Source organism: Geminicoccus flavidas (genome assembly GCF_009806515.1).
Classification (GTDB): domain Bacteria; phylum Pseudomonadota; class Alphaproteobacteria; order Geminicoccales; family Geminicoccaceae; genus Geminicoccus; species Geminicoccus flavidus.
In genome coordinates this window covers 1-16,617 of sequence record NZ_WUJP01000039.1, presented here as the reverse complement: position 1 = coordinate 16,617, position 16,617 = coordinate 1, and the positions used below count along the sequence as shown (strand labels likewise).

Below are 16,617 nucleotides of genomic sequence, written 5' to 3'. Positions count from 1 at the left end.
GATCGGCCAGCTCCGTGCCACCCGGGTAATGACCGAGCTCGCCAAGTACACGTCCGACCTCCTGTTCGAGCTGGAGCGCGAGACCGGCCAGGCCACCGGCTTCCGGCAGAACGGCTCGATCTCGCTGGCCCTGAACGGCGAGCGGTTCGAGGAGCTGAAGCGTGGCGCCTCCATGGCCAAGAACTTCGGTCTGGCCGCCGAAGTGCTCGCGGTCGAGGACGTCCGGGCGAGATACCCGCTGCTCCATCTCGATGGCGCGGTGGGTGGCGTGTTCCTGCCCAAGGACGGCCAGGCGGACCCGGTCGGTGTGACCCAGGCCTTCGCCCGGGGTGCCCGGCAGCGCGGTGCCCGGATCGTGGAGAACTGCCCGGTCGACATGATCCTGGTAGAGGGGGGCCGGGCGGTGGGTGTGCGCCTCGCGGACGGCCAGGAGATCCGTGCCGGCACGGTCGTGATTGCCGCCGGCATGTGGTCGCATGAACTCGGCCGCAAGATCGGCGTGTCCTTGCCGCTGCACGCGGCCGAGCATTTCTACGTCGTCACCGAGCAGATCGCCGGCCTGCCGTCCGACCTCCCGGTGCTGCGCGTTCCCGACGAGTGCGCTTACTACAAGGAGGATGCCGGCAAAATCCTGCTGGGCTGCTTCGAGCCGGTGGCCAAGCCCTGGGGCATGGCCGGCATCCCCGAGGATTTCTGCTTCGACCAGCTCCCGGAGGACATCGACCATTTCCAGCCGATCCTGGAGGCGGCCATGGCGCGGCTGCCTGCCCTGGAGACCGCTGGGATCCACACCTTCTTCAATGGCCCGGAGAGCTTCACGCCGGACGACCGTTACCTCCTGGGCGAGACGCCGGAGGTCACCGACCTGTTCGTCGCCTGCGGCTTCAACTCGATCGGCATCCAGAGCTCGGGCGGAGCCGGCAAGGTGCTGGCCGAGTGGATCCGGGACCGCGCCATGCCAGCCGATCTGATCGACGTGGACGTCCGGCGGATGCAGCCCTTCCAGTCGGGACGGCACTATCTGCGCGAGCGCACCACGGAGACGCTGGGCCTGCTCTACGCGATGCACTGGCCCTATCGGCAGATGGCGACCGCGCGCGGCGCCAGGCGCTCGCCGTGCCACGACCGGCTGGCGGCACGGGGTGCGGTATTCGGCGAGGTGGCGGGCTGGGAGCGGCCGAACTGGTTCGCGCCCGAGGGGGCGGAGCGGCACTACCGCTATTCCTGGGGCCGGCAGAACTGGCATGAGCCGGTGGGGGCGGAGTGCCGGGCGGTGCGCGACACCGTGGGCCTGTTCGACCAGAGCTCGTTCGCGAAGTTCCTGGTGCAGGGCGCCGACGCGGCGAAAGTGCTGAACCAGATCTGCTGCAACGACATCAACGTGCCGGTCGGCCGGGTGGTCTACACCCAGTGGCTGAACGAGCGGGGCGGGATCGAGAGCGACCTCACCGTCACGCGGACGGCCGAGACCAGCTTCATGCTGGTCACCGCGGCGGCAGCCCAGGCCCGCGACTTCGCTTGGCTGCGGCGCCATCTGCCCGAGGACGCGCGCTGCCATGCGGTCGACATTACCTCGGGCCTGCCGATGTTCGGGCTGATGGGGCCCAACAGCCGTGCCCTCCTGGAACGGCTGAGCGGCGAGGAACTGGGCAACGCTGCCTTCCCGTTCGGCACGTCGCGCGAGCTGGAACTGGGCTTCGCCAGGGTACGAGCGTCCCGGCTCACCTATGTGGGCGAACTCGGCTACGAGCTCTACGTCCCTGCCGAGTTCGCCACGCATCTGTTCGACACGCTGCTGGCCGAAGGCGAGGGGCTGGGCCTGCAGCTTGCCGGCTACCATGCGATGAACGCGCTGCGTATGGAGAAGGGCTACCGGCACTGGGGGCACGACAACGGGGTGGACGACACGCCCCTGGAGGCCGGCCTCGGCTTCTGCGTCGCCTGGGACAAGCCCGGCGGCTTCATCGGCCAATTGGCGCTGGCGCGGTTGCGTGCGCAAGGCCGGCCGCGTCGCCGGCTGGTGCAGCTGAAGCTCGCAGACCCCAGTCGGCTGCTGCACCACGAGGAGCCGATCTGGTCGGGCGACCGGATCGTGGGTGCGGTCACCTCCGGCATGTACGGCCATCGGGTCGAGGCGTCGCTCGGCATGGGCTATGTCACGGGGGACGACCCGATCGATGCGAACTGGCTGGCGAGCCATCCGCTTGAGGTCGAGATCGCCTGTGAGCGGGTGCCGGTGCAGGCGCAGCTGGATGCCTGGTATGACCCGGACAACACGCGGATCCGTAGCTGAGCGGCTGTGATGGGGTTGCAGTGCGCTAACAATCTGTTGCGGCCACTTGAAAACGGATTAAGTATTGGTAACCCAGGTTCCCCGCTTCCGAGCCCCAGATTGCCGCAACGTCCTGAAGATTTCGCTGACCGGTTGCTGATGCCGCGCCAATGGCTGTCCGCCGGGCTGGCGACGTGCTGCCTGGGCGTGCTCATGATGTCTCAGACCCAGGGTGCCGGCAGCCTGGAGCGGCTGCGCGCCGACGTGCCGGTGGCGCCGGGATCGTCCACGGTGAAGGTGACCGACCACGGGGTGCCGGCCGTGGCGCCCGATCCGGATCCCGCCCAGCAGCCGCGCACGCTCCTGGAGCTGTTCAGCAGCTGGGTGACGCCGAACGACAGCGCGGCGGGCGATGCTGATCCGCCGGTGAAGGTCGAGCCCAGCCCGCGCATGACTCAGTCCGGGCCCTTGCCCGAACCGGAAGGCACTGACCGGGATGCGATCGTGCCGATCGACCCGGCCCCGTCTGCGGCCCTGGTCGCGGCGACCGCGCCGGCGGTCGGTCCGGCAGGACAGTCCGGCGTCCGACCGCCAAGCGCGCTCGCTGCCGAGCCGCTGGGTGTGCTGACCAACCAGCTCGTCTCCACCTCGCTGGTCACGGCGGCATTGTGGGGCAAGTCGTCAGGACCCGAGGAGGGGCCGCGCGACGAGCTCGATCGGCTGGCCTCGCCTGCCGCGCGGCAGCTCGACCGTGCCGCGGTCCCCGCCCCCAGGCGCCTCGTGGAACGCGCTCGGCCACCGCTCAAGGCCGGGCGGGTCAGCACCCTGCAGGACGGCGTCGAGCATCTGATCCCGGTCGAGCCCGCGAGCGGCCCGATCATCAACTAGCCGCGTTCATCGGCCCACCCCGTTCATCACCTAGCGTGGCGTGCGCGGCCGCCTCGGGCGATCCATCCACACGCCGTGCGCCCGTGCGACCAGCAGCTGGCCCAGCGCCGCGAACCGGATGCGCGCGCGGGTGCGCCCGTCCAGCTCCTCTACCGGCCGGCCCTGCTCCATGGCGGCCAGCGACAGGAGGCTGGCCTCACCGATCGCATTGCCAAAGCAACGCTTCAGCCGGATCCAGGCCTGGACGGCGCCGATCGCCCGCAACTGGGCCATGCTGCGGATGCCGATAGCCATCAGGCGCGCACCGAGGTTCCGTCCGATCGCCACGCGCGGCTGCCGCAGGGCTGGCTGGCGCAGGGGCTGGCCTGCTGGCGTCACCTGGAGACCTGCTGCGGACAGGCTGGCTTCCAGCATGGCACGATCGAAGTCCGCGAACTCCACGAGGAGCTCGACATAGGCGCGGACGAAGTCCGGCCCGTGGCCGTCGGTCGCCAGGCCATGCGCGCATTCGTGCAGCACCACCGGGCGGGTCCTGGCCCATCGGGGCAGCTTGATGACCTCGCGCGAGCCGGCGGCATGGCGGCGGCCCCTGCCATCCTCCACCCGCGGTGGCACGGCATCCGGGCCGAGCCGGCGGGCGAACACCGCTGCCACCAGGGTACGGCACTCCTCCAGCGGCATCGGCTGGTGATCCAGCGGCAGGACGTGCTCGTTTTCCCAGCGATACAGGCGGCTGCGCTGGAAGTCCCGCGGCCTGGCCTGCCTCGCCCGACGACCGCTTCCCGTCGGCTTGGCAGTCGTCTGCCTGCGCTGGTCCACTCGATCCGCTTCCCGGACATCCACCCGCACGTACGCCCGCAGCTTGACGAGTGGCCGGCCAATCGGCAAGCGCCTGGGGCATGACCGCCATACCCAAGATCCCATGATTCGCCGAGGCGACCCGCGCGGCTATTACGCCGCGCTAGGTCTGCCGGTGACCGCGACGGCGGACGAGATCCGGCGGGCGTTCAACGAGCGCGCCAAGCTCCTCCATCCGGACCATGCCGGCGGGGGCGACCCGGCGGCGTTCCAGCGGGTGCTGGACGCCTACGAGGTACTGCGCGACCCCTCGCGGCGGCTGCGCTACGACGCCGACAGCGTCGATCTCAGCAGGGACGAGCCGCCGGCCGAGCGCCCTGCCACGTCGCCGCGGGTCGACCCCCTGGCCAGCCCCTGGTCGTTCGACCGGCTGCTGCGCAAGCGCAGGCCTCGCGGCCGCCCGGCCGATCCGCTGGGTGCGAGGCTGCCGCGGCAACTGCCGGTTCCGGCACTGCTGGCGGGAGCTTTGCTGGCCGTGCTGCTGGTGGGTGGGATCACCTGGATAACGGTCCTGCACGGCGACCTCGTCGAGCGCGACCGGCGCATCGGTGAGCTGACCCTGGAGGCGGAACGCGCCCGAGCCGAGCTCGCCGAGACAGAGGCGCGCTACCGGGCAGCGAGCGTGGCCGATCTCGACCTGGTGCTGGCGGCACCGGCCGGGGACGAGGCACCGCCGGCACAGGTCTTCGCCGCGACCGTGACCTTCGCGCCCGGTTCGGCGGATTTGGGTGCCGACGAGACAAGGCAGCTCGTCCAGGCAATCGGGGGCCTGTCGGCCGCAGTGGCCCAGATCCCGGCCGAGCGGCGCTGGCAGGTGCTGATCCAGGGCCACGCGGCCCAGGCGGCCGGGCCGTCGGGGGTCGATCTCTCCGGCTGGCAGCTCTCACTGATGCGCATCAGCCAGCTGGTGGACCGGCTGGTCCAGGCCGGCCTGCCCGCCGACCATGTCGCCGCTCGGTTCTCGGCCGGATTCCAGTGGGGCCAGGCGGTGGCCGATCCCGGCCGGACGGTCGAGCTGCGGCTGGTCTGCTGCTTCAGATGACCGGCGCGGCGCGCGGCGGCGGCTGGTCGAGCAGGGCGCGCAGCTGGCCGAGCGCCAGGGCCAGTTCCGCTTCGCCCGGCACCGAACCGAGTGCAACCCGGATCGCCTTGGGCGACGGTGCCGTGCGGCCCACCTGGAACACGTCGCTGCGCGGCAGGTAGATGCCCTGGCGCACCGCCTCCTCGACCAGCCGCCCGGCACCCCAAGCAGGCGGGAGCGGCAGCCATAGATGCGGACTGCCGTCGGGCGGCGCCATGCCAAGCAGGTCGCCCGCGATCTCGCGGCGGCGCGCGATCGCGGCCCGGATCCGGCCCAGCACCTCGTCGGCCTGCCCGGTGTCGAGCCAGTACCTGAACAGTTCCGCCGGCAAGGGCGAGGCGGCCACCAGCAGGTCGTGCAGCGCAGTGGTGATCGACCCCACTCGGTCGAGCGGGGCCACGATGTAGCCGAGCCGCAACCCGGGTGCCAAGCACTTGGACAGGCCGCTGACCAGCACCGCGCGCTCGGGCAGATGCACCGAGATCGGTACCGGGCGGGCGGCCGGCAGGTGGCCGTAGATGTCGTCCTCGATCAGGAGCAGGTCGTTCTGCTCGATCACCTGGGCGATCTGGCGGCGCCGGTCGTCCGGCATGGTGACCGCGGTCGGGTTGTGCAGGGTGGGGCAGGTGAGGAAGGCCCGCCCGCCATGGGCACGCGCCGCCGCCGCCAGACTGTCGGGCATGGCGCCGTCGCCATCGGTGGCGACCGGCTCCAGCCGGAACTTCAGGCTGCCCAGCAGGTCCCGGGCGCCCGGATAGGTGAGCTGGTCGACCAGGATCGTGTCGCCGGGGCGCAGGGCGGCTAGGCAGGTCGCGGCAATCGCGGAATGGACCCCGGCGGTGATCAGCACCTGATCGGCCGTGGCCGGCATGCCGATCCGGCTGACCCAGCACGCCAGCGCTGCGCGGTGCCGCTCGAGACCGGCCGTCGGCGGGTAGCGGCCGAGCAGGTCGGCGCCGCCCGCGGCGAGCGCCTGGGCGGCGCTGGCCGAGACTTCCTCGTCGGAGAGCACGCAGGGCGGCTGGTTCACCACGAGATCGGACACGTTGGCAGCATCCTGGGCGGCGATCCGGATCCGGCTCTGCCGGTCGGGCCTGGCCAGCACGAACGTGCCGCGCCCGACCTCGCCGGTCAGCAGGCCGCGGCTCTGCGCCAGCACATAGGCGCGGTTCACCGTGCCGACCGTCACACCCAGCTTCTTGGCCAGATCGCGCACCGGCGGCAGGCGCTCGCCAGGGCCGAAATCGCCCACCCCAATAGCGCGCTCCAGCGCGTCGGCGATGGCTCGGTAGGCGGGGCGACCCCCGTCCGCAATGTCACTGCGTTGGATGCTCATGAACCGATCATCGGATTGACTCACGTGCCGAGTCAATCCGATGATGCCGGCTCGCCAATGAATCAAGATCCGCGCGATCGGCGGGGAATGTATCGCTACATGGTCGGTTCCGAAACTTCGCCTGCATTGTTCAGCGCCGCCGGCCTGCAGCGCGGCGTCCTGGGCGTGCTGCCGATCCTGCCGGCCGCGGTCGCGTTCGGCCTGGTCTACGGGGTGGCTGCGGCCGAGAAGGGCATGTCACTCATGGAGGTGGCGCTGAGCTGCATGCTGATCTTCGCCGGCGCCTCGCAGCTGGTCGCCCTGGAGCTCTGGCAGGAGCCGCTGCCGATCGCGACCATGGTGATCGCGGTGCTGGTGATCAATCTCCGCCATTTGCTGATGGGTGCCACGGTGGCGCCTTGGTTCGAGGGGGTGGGACGGGCGCGGACCTGGCTGTCGCTCTACCTGATGACCGATGAATCCTGGGGTGTCGCCGTCGCGGATCGGCGGCGCGGCCACGGCGACGCGGCCTTCCTGATGGGTGCCGGGGCGGCGCTGTGGCTGGCCTGGCTCTCGGCGGGCGTCGCCGGCCACGGCATGGGCAACCTGACCGGAGACGTCGACCCGGCTCTGTTCGCCTGGCTGATCACTGGCTTCTTCGTCGTGCTGCTGGCTGGCTTCTGGCGGGGCAGGGGCGATCTGGTCCCATGGCTGGTGGCGGCCGCCGTGGCCTTGGCGGCCAAGGCGGTGCTGCCGGGCACCTGGTACATCCTGGCCGGCGCGCTCGCCGGCTCCTTGCTGGGAGCTTGGCTGCATGTCCGCCGGGCCTGAGGGCGTGCTGGCCATCCTGCTGATGGGTCTTGCCACTTATGCCACCCGGATCGGCGGCTTCCTCCTGATCCGCCGGTTCCGGCCGGGCCCCTTCCTGGAAGCCTGGTTCGGCCATGTGCCAGGTGCCGTGTTCGCGGCTCTGGTGGCGCCGGCCGTGTGGAGTGCGGGCCCGGCCGGCTGGGGCGGGGCGCTGGTAGGCTTTGCCGTGATGCGCTGGTCCGGCCAGTTCATCGTGGCGCTCGGCAGCTCCCTCCTGGCCTTTTTGGCCCTGTACCATCTGCCGCTTTAAATGGGCTCACGACCGACGGGGACCGCCCGATGACCGACTACCGCTACCATCTGCTGGACGTGTTCACCCAGACGAGGCTGGCCGGCAATCAGCTTGCGGTCCTGCCCGATGCGGCCGGGCTGGATGAGCGGCGCATGCAGATGATCGCGCGCGAGTTCAACCTCTCCGAGACGCTGTTCCTGTTCCCGCCAGAGCGCGAGGAGGCGCTGTTCTCCGTTCGGATCTTCACGCCCGGCGCCGAGATCCGTTTCGCTGGCCATCCGGTCATCGGCACCACCGTGCTGCTGGCCGAGCTGGGCCTGCTGCCGACGAGCGAAGGGGCCGGCCAGGCGATCCTGGACCTGCCGGCAGGGCCGGTGCCGGTGCGGATCGAGGATGGCCTCGCGACCCTCCGCGCACCGCTGCCGCCGGCCCTGGCCGGCATTGTCCAGGCCGAGCCCCTTGCGGCTGCGGTGGGCCTGACCGAGGCGGAAGTGGCAAGCCCGGTCCGCCTCGCCACGGCCGGCACCACCTTCGCCTTCCTCCAGGTGCACGACCCGGCCTGGATCGACCGGCTGGAGCCCGACCATGCGGCGATCGCCCGACTGATGCCGTCGCCGGCCACCGGGCTCACCGTGTTCGCCCGCACCGGTCCCGCCAGCTTCAGCGTGCGCATGTTCGCCCCGCAGGAAGGCGTGTTCGAGGATCCCGCCACCGGCAGCTCGGCCGCGGCGATGGCAGCGCTCCTGCTCGCGGACGAGCCGGACTGTGCCGGCCAGCAGGTGGAGATCGTCCAGGGCGTGGCCATGGGACGGCCCAGCACCATCTACCTGAAGCCGTTTCTGGACGAGGCGGGCCACGCGGCTGCCGAGGTGTCGGGCCGCGCGGTGCGCGTAGGCGAGGGCCGGCTGTTCCTGTAGCCCGTGCGCTACCAGGCCCCGTGCACTACCAGACAACGCCCGCAAGCCCTGGCACCATCCGGCCGCTTATGATCAGGGAGCTCCAGGACCAGATGAGCGTCAAGCTGTTCGAGCCCGTCACGGTCGGCGGCATCCGCCTGCCCAATCGCATCACCATCTCGCCAATGTGCCAGTATGCCTCCCGGGACGGCCTGATCGCACCCTGGCATCAGCAGCATGTCGGTAGCTTGGCGCTCGGCGGGGCCGGGCTCCTGGTCATGGAAGCCTCCGCGGTCCTGCCCGAGGGCCGGATCACGCCTGCAGACCTGGGCATCTGGAACAGCGATCAGGAGGCGGCGCTGGCGAAGCTCCTGCGCGACATCCGGACCTATGCGCCCGAGCAGCGGTTCGGCATCCAGCTCGCCCATGCCGGCCGCAAGGCCAGCTCGGACGTGCCCTGGCGGGGCGGGGCCCAGCTCCGCCCGGACCAGGGCGGCTGGACCACGGTGGCGCCCAGCCCGATACCGTTCGATTCCAAGCACAATCCGCCGGCCGAGCTCGACCAAGCCGGCATCCACAGGATCCGCGAGGCGTTCGTGCTGGCGGCGCGCCGGGCGCTGTGCGCCGAGTTCGACGCAATCGAGCTGCACGCGGCGCATGGTTACCTCCTGCACAGCTTCTGCTCGCCGCTCAGCAACCAGCGCCAGGACGCCTATGGCGGCAGCTTCGCCAACCGCATCCGGATCGTGCTGGAGATCGCATCCGCCCTGCGCCTGGTCTGGCCGCGCGACAAGATCCTGGGCGCGCGCATCACCGGCAGCGACTGGCACGAGGACGGCTTCACGCCGGAGGACGCAGCACGGCTGGGCCAGGAGCTGGCCACGATCGGGGTCGACTACATCACCGTCTCGTCCGGTGCGATCCGCCCGGACATCCGCGTGCCGATCGGCTCAGGCTACCAGGTGCCGCTCGCCGCGAAGGTAAAGCAGGCCGTGGGCGACAGCACGGCGGTCCAGGCGGTGGGCCTGCTGGTTAATCCGGAACAGGCCGAGCAGGTGCTGGCCCAGGGCCATGCCGACCTGGTCGCGATCGCCCGTGCCTATCTGGATAACCTCCGCTGGGGCCAGCATGCCGCCGATGCGCTGGGGGTGGCGCCCACGTGGCATGTGCGCCACGAACGGGCCGGCGCCAGGCTTTGGCCGGGTGCCGAGCTGAAGCGCGGCTGAACCCGGCCGCCCAACCCGGCTCAGTGGATCTCGTCGGCCTCGGCCATCGCCCGCTTCAGCATCTCGATGTTGAAATCGCTGGAGCGGGCGGCTTCCAGGATCGGCCGCTCCTGGCGGATGCACAGGTCGATCGCGTTGGGCAGCTTCGGCAGGAGGTCGAGTGGGATCACGGTGGCGCCGTGGCGGTCGGCATGGATCAGGTCGCCATGCCGGACCTGCATGCCAGCCACGGTCACGTCGATGCCGTACTCCACGCAGTGGACGAAGGCATGGCTCGGCCCGACCGAGCCGGCCAGGAGCTGGAAGCCTGGTGCGATCATATCGAGATCGCGGATCGAGCCGTCGGTCACGCAGCCGAGCACGCCCAGGCCCTTGTGCACGGCGGTGTTAACCTCGCCCCAGAAGGCGCCGGTACCCTTGTGCTCGTCCAGATCCTGGATCAGGGCGATGGTCGGATGCGGCTCGGAGCAGACGTATTCGTAGTAGCCGATCCGGTGCTGTCGTGCCTCCTCGCCCTTGCGCTCGTTCGGCCGGGTGGCACGGATCGTCGCCGTGCGGGCAAAGCCCACGATCGGCTTCAGGTCGGGGAAGGCGCAGACGAGCGGCTGGAGCGTGTAGCCCTCAGTCGAGCGGAAGCCCCGCGCCACCTCCAGCGCGTTGCAGATCGTGGGCGTGTCGAACCCGGCCAGGTGCTGGAACAGATCGTGATCAATGCCGCTCATGCGAAAAGCGCCTCCCGTTGCGCGCAAGTTGTGCCGGGCTGGTAGCACGGCACGGGTGGCAGAGCGATGCCGGGCTGCCCATGTGAGGCTCGGGCGCGGCCTCTGTCGGGCCGGCTTTCGAAGGAGTGAAGAGATTGAGCGTTCATCAGAACTACATCGCCGGCGCCTGGGTCGACGGTGCGTCCGTTTCGCGCAACGTGAATCCATCCGACCTGGACGACGTGGTCGGTGAATACGCCCAGGCCGACGCCGCCCAGGCCAAGGAGGCGATCACGGCAGCCAAGGAAGCGCTCAAGACCTGGCAGTTCAGCCCGATCCAGCAACGCGCCGACCTGCTCGACAAGGTCGGCAACACGATCCTGGCGCGCAAGGAAGAGCTCGGCCGGCTGCTCTCCCGCGAGGAGGGCAAGACCCTGCCGGAAGGCATCGGCGAGGTCGCCCGGGCCGGCCAGATCTTCAAGTTCTTCGCCGGCGAGGCCCTGCGCATCACGGGCGAGCGGGTCGATTCGGTGCGCCCGGGCATCGAGGTCGACATGCGCCGCGACCCGATCGGCGTGGTGGGCCTGATCACGCCCTGGAACTTCCCGATCGCGATCCCGGCCTGGAAGATCGCGCCGGCGCTCGCCTACGGCAACACGGTGGTGTTCAAGCCCGCCGACCTGGTGCCGGGCTCGGCCCATGCGCTGGCGAAGATCATCATCGAGGCGGGCGTGCCGGAAGGCGTGTTCAACCTGGTCATGGGCCGGGGCTCGGTGGTGGGCCAGGTGTTCCTGGACGACCCGCGGGTGAACGCGATCAGCTTCACGGGCTCGGTCGCGACCGGCAAGCGCGTCGCGGCGGCCGCTGCCGCACGGCTGTGCAAGTTCCAGCTCGAGATGGGCGGCAAGAACCCGCTCGTGGTGCTGGACGACGCCGACCTCGCGACGGCGGTCAACTGCGCGGTCCAGAGCGGCTTCTATTCCACCGGCCAGCGCTGCACCGCGTCCTCGCGGGTGATCGTCACCGAAGGGATCCACGACAAGTTCGTGGCCGCCACGGTCGAGGCGACCAAGGCGCTGGTGGTCGACGATGCGCTCAAGCCGGGCACCCAGATCGGCCCGGTGGTCGACCAGAACCAGCTCGATCAGGACCTCTCCTATATCGACATCGCGCGCAAGGAGGGCGGCAAGCTCGTGTTCGGCGGCGAGCGGCTGAACCGGGAGAAGACCGGCTTCTACCTCCAGCCGGCCCTGTTCACCGAGACCACCCCGTCCATGCGGATCAACCGCGAGGAGGTGTTCGGCCCGGTGGTCAGCGTGATCCGGGTGAAGGACTACGAGGAGGCGCTCCACGTCGCCAACGACACCGAGTTCGGCCTCAGCTCCGGCATCTGCACGACCAGCCTGAAGCACGCCAGCCACTTCAAGAAGGCATCGGATGCTGGCATGGTGATGGTCAACCTGCCGACCGCGGGCGTGGACTACCACGTGCCGTTCGGCGGCCGGAAGGGCAGCTCCTACGGCTCGCGCGAGCAGGGGCGCTACGCCGCGGAGTTCTACACCACGGTCAAGACCAGCTACACGCTGCCCTGATCACGTGGCGGATCCGGCCGGGCCACCGGCCGGGTCCATCCCCTTCTACGGGCGCGCTTCCCGCACCGTCATGGCGCTGCCCCGCCAGGTGAAGTCGCTGCCCAGCCAGCCGGAAAGCCACAGGCAGGGCATCGCGATGTCCCTGGTCAGCATCGCGGGCAGGCTGCGCCAGCCATGCCGCCAGCCAGTCACCCGGCACAGCGCCAGCTCCGGCAGATACCAGGCCGACAAGATGGCGGCGGCCGCTGGCCACGGGCCGATGCCCACGAGGCCCGCCGCATGGCAGCCGGCTGCCAGCGGCAGGAGCGGGCCGGTCAAGATCTCGGGCAGGAAGAACCAGGGGAAGGTGGCGCGGCGCAGCCTCGCCCAGCGCTGCTGGCGTGAGAGGACTTCCTGCATGGTGCGTGGGCCCAGCGGCTGCGCGAACGGCGTGTCCACCAGATGGACCTTCAGCCCCATGCGGCGGACGAGCTTGGTCGCCGCCGCGTCTTCGGCCGGCTCCGCACCCAGTGCTGCCAGGCCGCCCGCTTGGTCCAGCAGGCTGCGGCGGAACAGAAGGCTCTTGCCCTGGGCGAAGCCCAGCCCCAGGCATTCGCCGACATACTGCCAGCGGGCCTGCAGACTGTTCAAAAAGGCGCATTCGACCTCGGCCCAGAAGCCTGACGGCTCCGTTCCCACCGGGGCGGACGACACCACGCCCGTGTCCGCCCGCCAGGCGGTGAGCAGGCGGCGCAGATAGTCCGGCGGCATCAGGACGTTGGCATCGGCTAGGACGATCCAGTCGTGCCGGGCGGCCTGCCAGCCGCGCATGCAATTGTTGAGCTTCGGATTGCCGCTGACTGGCTCGTCACCGACCAGGACCCGTGCCGGCACTCTTGGATGCTCAGCGATCAGCCGGCGCACCAGCGGCAGCACCGGGTCGCTCGCCGATGCTACGCAGTAGATCAATTCGTAGTGCGGATGATCCAGCTTGAAGCCGGAGCGCAGCGTCGTCGCGCTGAAATGGTCCAGGCCGCACAGCGGCCGGACGATCGAGACGGGCGGCAGGCCCACCTTCGGAGGTCGGCGTGATGGCCGGCAGCGCCAGCCGGCCATGATGATGCTGAGCGTATTGACGACGATCGCGGCGATGCAGAAGGCACCGGCCCAATCGAGAAGAGTCATGAAGTCCGTCCTCCACTCGCTGCGCCGCAATCAGCACGTGTTCGTGGAGGCTCTGTGACGGGTGCGGCTCATATCGGCCAACAAGGGCCTCAAGCCGTGTGCAGTGCATGTTGGAGGGTCTGCCGCGACTGGTCGGGGCGAGAGGATTTGAACCTCCGGCCTCTTGCTCCCGAAGCAAGCGCTCTACCAAGCTGAGCTACGCCCCGATCCTGCGGTGCGCGGGAGATAGCCGCCAGGACGCTCCCGCGCAAGTGGGTTCCTGGTCAGAACGCCCGGTGCACCGCGAAGTCGGCCAGATCGAGTAGTGCCTGCTTGGCCGGGCTGTCGGGAAAGCCGGCCAGCGCCCCCTTGGCTTCAGCGCAATAGCCCTCAGCGCGCTTGATGGTGTCGTCAATGGCGCTGTACCGGTGCAGGAGGCCGATCGCGTGCTCGAGGTCCTGGTCCTCCTGCGCCATCGTCTCCATGCAACGCTTCCAGAATGCGCGCTCCTCGCTGTTGCCGCGCGCGATGGCGAGCAGGATCGGCAGGGTGATCTTGCCCTCACGGAAGTCGTCGCCCACCGTCTTGCCGAGGCTCTTGCCGGCACCGTAGTCGAGCGCGTCGTCGACCAGCTGGAAGGCGACGCCGACCGAGCGGCCATAGGTGGCGAGCGCCCGCTCGTCGGCCACCGGGCGCTCGGCCACCACCGCACCCACCTGGGCCGCCGCCTCGAACAGCGCCGCGGTCTTGGACGCGATCATGTGCAGGTAGGCGGCTTCGGTAGAGGAGGTGTCGTTGGCGGTGACGAGCTGCTCGACCTCGCCCTCGGCGATCACCGCCGAGGCCCGGGAGAGGATCTGCAGCACCCGCAGGGAGCCGTCGTCCACCATCATCATGAACGCCCGGCTGAACAGAAAGTCGCCGACCAGCACCGGAGCCTTGTTGCCCCAGACCGCGTTGGCCGTGCTGCGGCCGCGCCGAAGATCGCTCTCGTCGACCACGTCGTCGTGCAGGAGGGTGGCAGTATGGATGAACTCGACGCAGGCCGCGAGCGCCACATGCCGCTCACCCTGATAGCCGCACAGCTTGGCGGCGAGCAGGGTCAGCACCGGGCGGATCCGCTTGCCGCCCGCGGCGATGAGGTGGCGCGCCAGCTCCGGGATCAGCGACACCTCGCTCTGCAGGCGGTCGAGGATCAGGCTGTTGACCTTCTGCATCTCGGGGGCCACCAGAGCGAGCGGGCCGTCCAGGCTGGTCCTCGCCACCGTCGGAGTCGTGTCATCGGAAAGAGGCGCCAAACTCAACTCCGTCGTCCTCGGCTTGTGGCCCGCCTGATGATGTGCAGCGCCGGATGCGGCGCGGCGTTGCTACCATGGGCCGCCGAGCGGTGGCAAACCGACCGGTGCCTGAGGGCGGAGTGCCGCCCGCACTTTGCCGCTTCCCGCGCCGCAAGGTCGCAATGACCGCCAGGTTCGGCCTCTTGCAGGGCAGGGTCGCCATGATCGACCAGCCCGAGTTGCCACGGCCGGCCATCGACGGGGTCCTGCTCGCTGCGGCAGCACCGGTGCCGGGCCCGCAGCGGGTCCTCGACGCCGGCAGCGGCACCGGCGTGGTGGGCCTATGCCTGCTGGCGCGCGCCACGGACCTCCAGGTGACCGCCCTCGACGTGAACGAGACCGCGCTGGCCGCCGCCTCAGCCAATGCGGCACTAAACGGCCGGCAGGGCTCTTTCACAGCGGTAGCGGCGGACTTGGCTGGCTTTCGCGACCGGGGCTTCGACCTGGTGCTGAGCAACCCGCCCTTTCACCATCCTGCCTCGTCCCGGGCCCACGAGCCCGCCCGGGACCTTGCCCGCTTCGGCGGCATGGCGCTGTCCGACTGGCTGGGCCACTGCCTGCGGCTGTGCCGTTCGCGCGGGGAGGTCGTGGTGATCCTGCGCGCCGACCGGATGGCACCGGCACTCGGCAGCCTCGCCGGCAAGGCTGGCGGCATCCGGATCCTCCCGGTCCACCCCCGCGCGGAGCAGCCCGCCTCCCGGGTGCTGATCCGGGCGCGCAAGGGGGATCGCAGCCCGGACATGCTCTTGCCCGGCCTCGTCCTGCATGGGCAGGATGGCAGATGGACCCAGGCGGCCCGGCACATCCTGGAGGACGGGGGTGCGATCGACTGGGCCGCAGGCGATCGGGAAAGTGGAAGCGCTCGATGAAGTTTCGACGGTTCTGGCCGCTCAAGCGCGGGCCGGTGGTGCCGGTGGTCCGCCTGTCCGGCGTGATCGGCAGCATGCCCGGCCGCAACGGGCTGACGCTCGCCGCCGTGGAGGCGATGCTGGCTCAGGCGTTCGCCCACAAGAGCACCGACACCGTCGCGATCTTGGTGAACAGTCCGGGCGGATCGCCGGTTCAGTCCGCGCTGATCGGCGAGAAGATCCGGCTACTGGCCGAGCGGAAGAAGAAGCGAGTTCTGGCGTTCGCCGAGGACGTGGCCGCTTCGGGCGGCTACTGGCTGCTCTGCGCCGGCGACGAGATGTTCGCGCACCGCTGCTCGCTGATTGGCTCGATCGGGGTGATCTCGGCCGGCTTCGGCTTCACCGAGGCCATCGCCAAGCTCGGAATCGAGCGGCGCATCCGGGCGCGTGGCGAGCGCAAGGCACTGCTCGACCCGTTCCGGCCGCAATCGCCACAGGACCTGGAACTGCTGGACGAGATCCAGGCCGACATCCACCACGCATTCATCGAGCATGTGCGGGCAAGGCGCGGCGGGAGGCTCACCGGCGACGACAGCGAGATCTTCAGCGGCAGGGTCTGGTCGGGCGCACGTGCCCAGGCCCTGGGCCTGGTGGACACGCTGGGTACGCCGGAAGCCGTGCTGCGGGCGCGCTTTGGCGACGAACTGCGCCTGCGGGCCTATGGCCGGCGCCGCTCCTGGCTGCAGCGGCGGCTCGGCATGGCCGGGCTCGGTGGCGAGCTGTTGGACCTGGCCGAGGAGCGGCTGGCGTTCGCGCGGTTCGGGCTGTAGAGCGGGACGATGTTCGGTACGCTTTCCGTCGGCAAGCTCCTGCTGCTGGTCCTGGTGATCGGCGTGATCGTGATCATGATGCGCTCGCGGGCCAAGGAGCGGGCGAGAAGCCAGGCCATGCCGCGCGGCAACCCCCGGACGGTGGAGCTCAGCGCCTGCCCGCGCTGCGGCACCTTCCTACCCAAGGACAAATGGTGCGACTGCGACCGGCGCTAGCACCCCCGGCGCGCCGCCTTGCCCGCCTCTGGCGGCACCACTAAGGTCCGCGCCACCTCGATTCATGGGCACTCCACGGAGACCATTTTGCGCGACCAGGGCCGACCGGGCTTCCAGGACCTCATCCTCACCCTGCAGCGCTTCTGGGCCGATCAGGGTTGCGTCATCCTGCAGCCCTACGACATGGAGGTGGGTGCCGGCACCTTCCATCCGGCGACCACACTGCGGGCGCTCGGTCCCCAGAGCTGGAACGCCGCCTATGTGCAGCCGTCCCGGCGCCCGACCGACGGGCGCTATGGCGAGAACCCCAAC

17 protein-coding genes and 1 tRNA gene are annotated in these 16,617 nt (G+C 70.1%); 12 read left to right on the top strand and 6 right to left on the bottom strand.

Annotated elements, in window-relative coordinates:
• Window positions 1-2,293 (top strand): GcvT family protein (locus EQG76_RS01015; RefSeq protein ID WP_159709793.1); only part of this gene is annotated, 2,293 nt, incomplete at its 5' end.
• A 138-nt stretch (window positions 2,294-2,431) separates the two neighbouring features.
• Window positions 2,432-3,160: a hypothetical protein gene (locus EQG76_RS01010; protein ID WP_159709791.1), complete on the top strand. Its 729-nt coding sequence runs from the start codon at window positions 2,432-2,434 to the stop codon at window positions 3,158-3,160.
• Window positions 3,161-3,190: 30 nt separating this feature from the next.
• Here the strand turns inward: EQG76_RS01010 and EQG76_RS01005 are convergent, their stop codons facing one another.
• Window positions 3,191-3,841, bottom strand: coding sequence for a TfoX/Sxy family DNA transformation protein (locus EQG76_RS01005; RefSeq protein ID WP_159709790.1), 651 nt, complete (start codon window positions 3,839-3,841; stop codon window positions 3,191-3,193).
• Between the two features lie 241 nt (window positions 3,842-4,082).
• On the opposite strand from EQG76_RS01005, the gene EQG76_RS31520 reads away from it, so the two are divergent.
• Window positions 4,083-5,060 carry a DnaJ domain-containing protein gene (locus EQG76_RS31520; RefSeq protein ID WP_200840460.1) on the top strand — a complete coding sequence of 326 codons (978 nt, stop codon included), beginning with the start codon at window positions 4,083-4,085 and terminating at the stop codon, window positions 5,058-5,060.
• Here the strand turns inward: EQG76_RS31520 and EQG76_RS00995 are convergent.
• Entirely contained in the window at window positions 5,053-6,435 is a 1,383-nt protein-coding gene (locus EQG76_RS00995) for an aminotransferase-like domain-containing protein (protein WP_159709788.1), read from the bottom strand. The two genes, EQG76_RS31520 and EQG76_RS00995, sit on opposite strands and share 8 nt — an antisense overlap.
• Before the next feature lie 99 nt (window positions 6,436-6,534).
• Here EQG76_RS00995 and EQG76_RS00990 point away from each other — a divergent pair, with 99 nt between their 5' ends.
• The 4 genes from EQG76_RS00990 to EQG76_RS00975 all read left to right on the top strand — a co-directional run bounded on the left by EQG76_RS00990 (window position 6,535) and on the right by EQG76_RS00975 (window position 9,638).
• Complete coding sequence (locus EQG76_RS00990; protein ID WP_159709786.1) at window positions 6,535-7,245, top strand: AzlC family ABC transporter permease; 711 nt, start codon at window positions 6,535-6,537, stop codon at window positions 7,243-7,245.
• Window positions 7,229-7,534, top strand: coding sequence for an AzlD family protein (locus EQG76_RS00985; protein WP_159709784.1), 306 nt, complete (start codon window positions 7,229-7,231; stop codon window positions 7,532-7,534). Before EQG76_RS00990 ends, EQG76_RS00985 begins: the two co-directional genes overlap by 17 nt.
• Before the next feature lie 29 nt (window positions 7,535-7,563).
• Window positions 7,564-8,433 (top strand): PhzF family phenazine biosynthesis protein, encoded by an 870-nt coding sequence (locus tag EQG76_RS00980; protein ID WP_159709782.1) that lies wholly within the window; start codon window positions 7,564-7,566, stop codon window positions 8,431-8,433.
• A 92-nt stretch (window positions 8,434-8,525) separates the two neighbouring features.
• Entirely contained in the window at window positions 8,526-9,638 is a 1,113-nt protein-coding gene (locus EQG76_RS00975) for an NADH:flavin oxidoreductase/NADH oxidase (protein ID WP_159709780.1), read from the top strand.
• 20 nt (window positions 9,639-9,658) lie between these two features.
• Here the strand turns inward: EQG76_RS00975 and EQG76_RS00970 are convergent, their stop codons facing one another.
• Window positions 9,659-10,360 carry an RraA family protein gene (locus tag EQG76_RS00970; protein WP_159709778.1) on the bottom strand — a complete coding sequence of 234 codons (702 nt, stop codon included), beginning with the start codon at window positions 10,358-10,360 and terminating at the stop codon, window positions 9,659-9,661.
• 134 nt (window positions 10,361-10,494) lie between these two features.
• Here EQG76_RS00970 and EQG76_RS00965 point away from each other — a divergent pair, with 134 nt between their 5' ends.
• Window positions 10,495-11,931 carry an aldehyde dehydrogenase family protein gene (locus EQG76_RS00965; RefSeq protein ID WP_159709776.1) on the top strand — a complete coding sequence of 479 codons (1,437 nt, stop codon included), beginning with the start codon at window positions 10,495-10,497 and terminating at the stop codon, window positions 11,929-11,931.
• A gap of 45 nt (window positions 11,932-11,976) precedes the next feature.
• Here the strand turns inward: EQG76_RS00965 and EQG76_RS00960 are convergent, their stop codons facing one another.
• From EQG76_RS00960 to EQG76_RS00950, 3 genes are all read right to left on the bottom strand, one after another.
• Entirely contained in the window at window positions 11,977-13,095 is a 1,119-nt protein-coding gene (locus EQG76_RS00960) for a ceramide glucosyltransferase (RefSeq protein WP_159709774.1), read from the bottom strand.
• 129 nt (window positions 13,096-13,224) lie between these two features.
• Window positions 13,225-13,301, bottom strand: a tRNA-Pro gene (locus tag EQG76_RS00955).
• Between the two features lie 57 nt (window positions 13,302-13,358).
• Entirely contained in the window at window positions 13,359-14,291 is a 933-nt protein-coding gene (locus EQG76_RS00950) for a polyprenyl synthetase family protein (protein ID WP_159709795.1), read from the bottom strand.
• A 242-nt stretch (window positions 14,292-14,533) separates the two neighbouring features.
• On the opposite strand from EQG76_RS00950, the gene EQG76_RS00945 reads away from it, so the two are divergent.
• From EQG76_RS00945 to EQG76_RS00930, 4 genes are all read left to right on the top strand, one after another.
• Window positions 14,534-15,280, top strand: a complete 747-nt coding sequence (locus EQG76_RS00945; protein WP_159709772.1) for a tRNA1(Val) (adenine(37)-N6)-methyltransferase — start codon at window positions 14,534-14,536, stop codon at window positions 15,278-15,280.
• Window positions 15,277-16,089, top strand: a complete 813-nt coding sequence (locus EQG76_RS00940) for a S49 family peptidase (protein WP_159709770.1) — start codon at window positions 15,277-15,279, stop codon at window positions 16,087-16,089. Before EQG76_RS00945 ends, EQG76_RS00940 begins: the two co-directional genes overlap by 4 nt.
• A 9-nt stretch (window positions 16,090-16,098) precedes the next feature.
• On the top strand, window positions 16,099-16,305 hold the full coding sequence (locus tag EQG76_RS00935; protein ID WP_159709768.1) for a hypothetical protein: 207 nt from the start codon (window positions 16,099-16,101) through the stop codon (window positions 16,303-16,305).
• A gap of 87 nt (window positions 16,306-16,392) precedes the next feature.
• Window positions 16,393-16,617: glycine--tRNA ligase subunit alpha (locus EQG76_RS00930; protein WP_159709766.1), on the top strand; the 225-nt coding region annotated here is incomplete at its 3' end.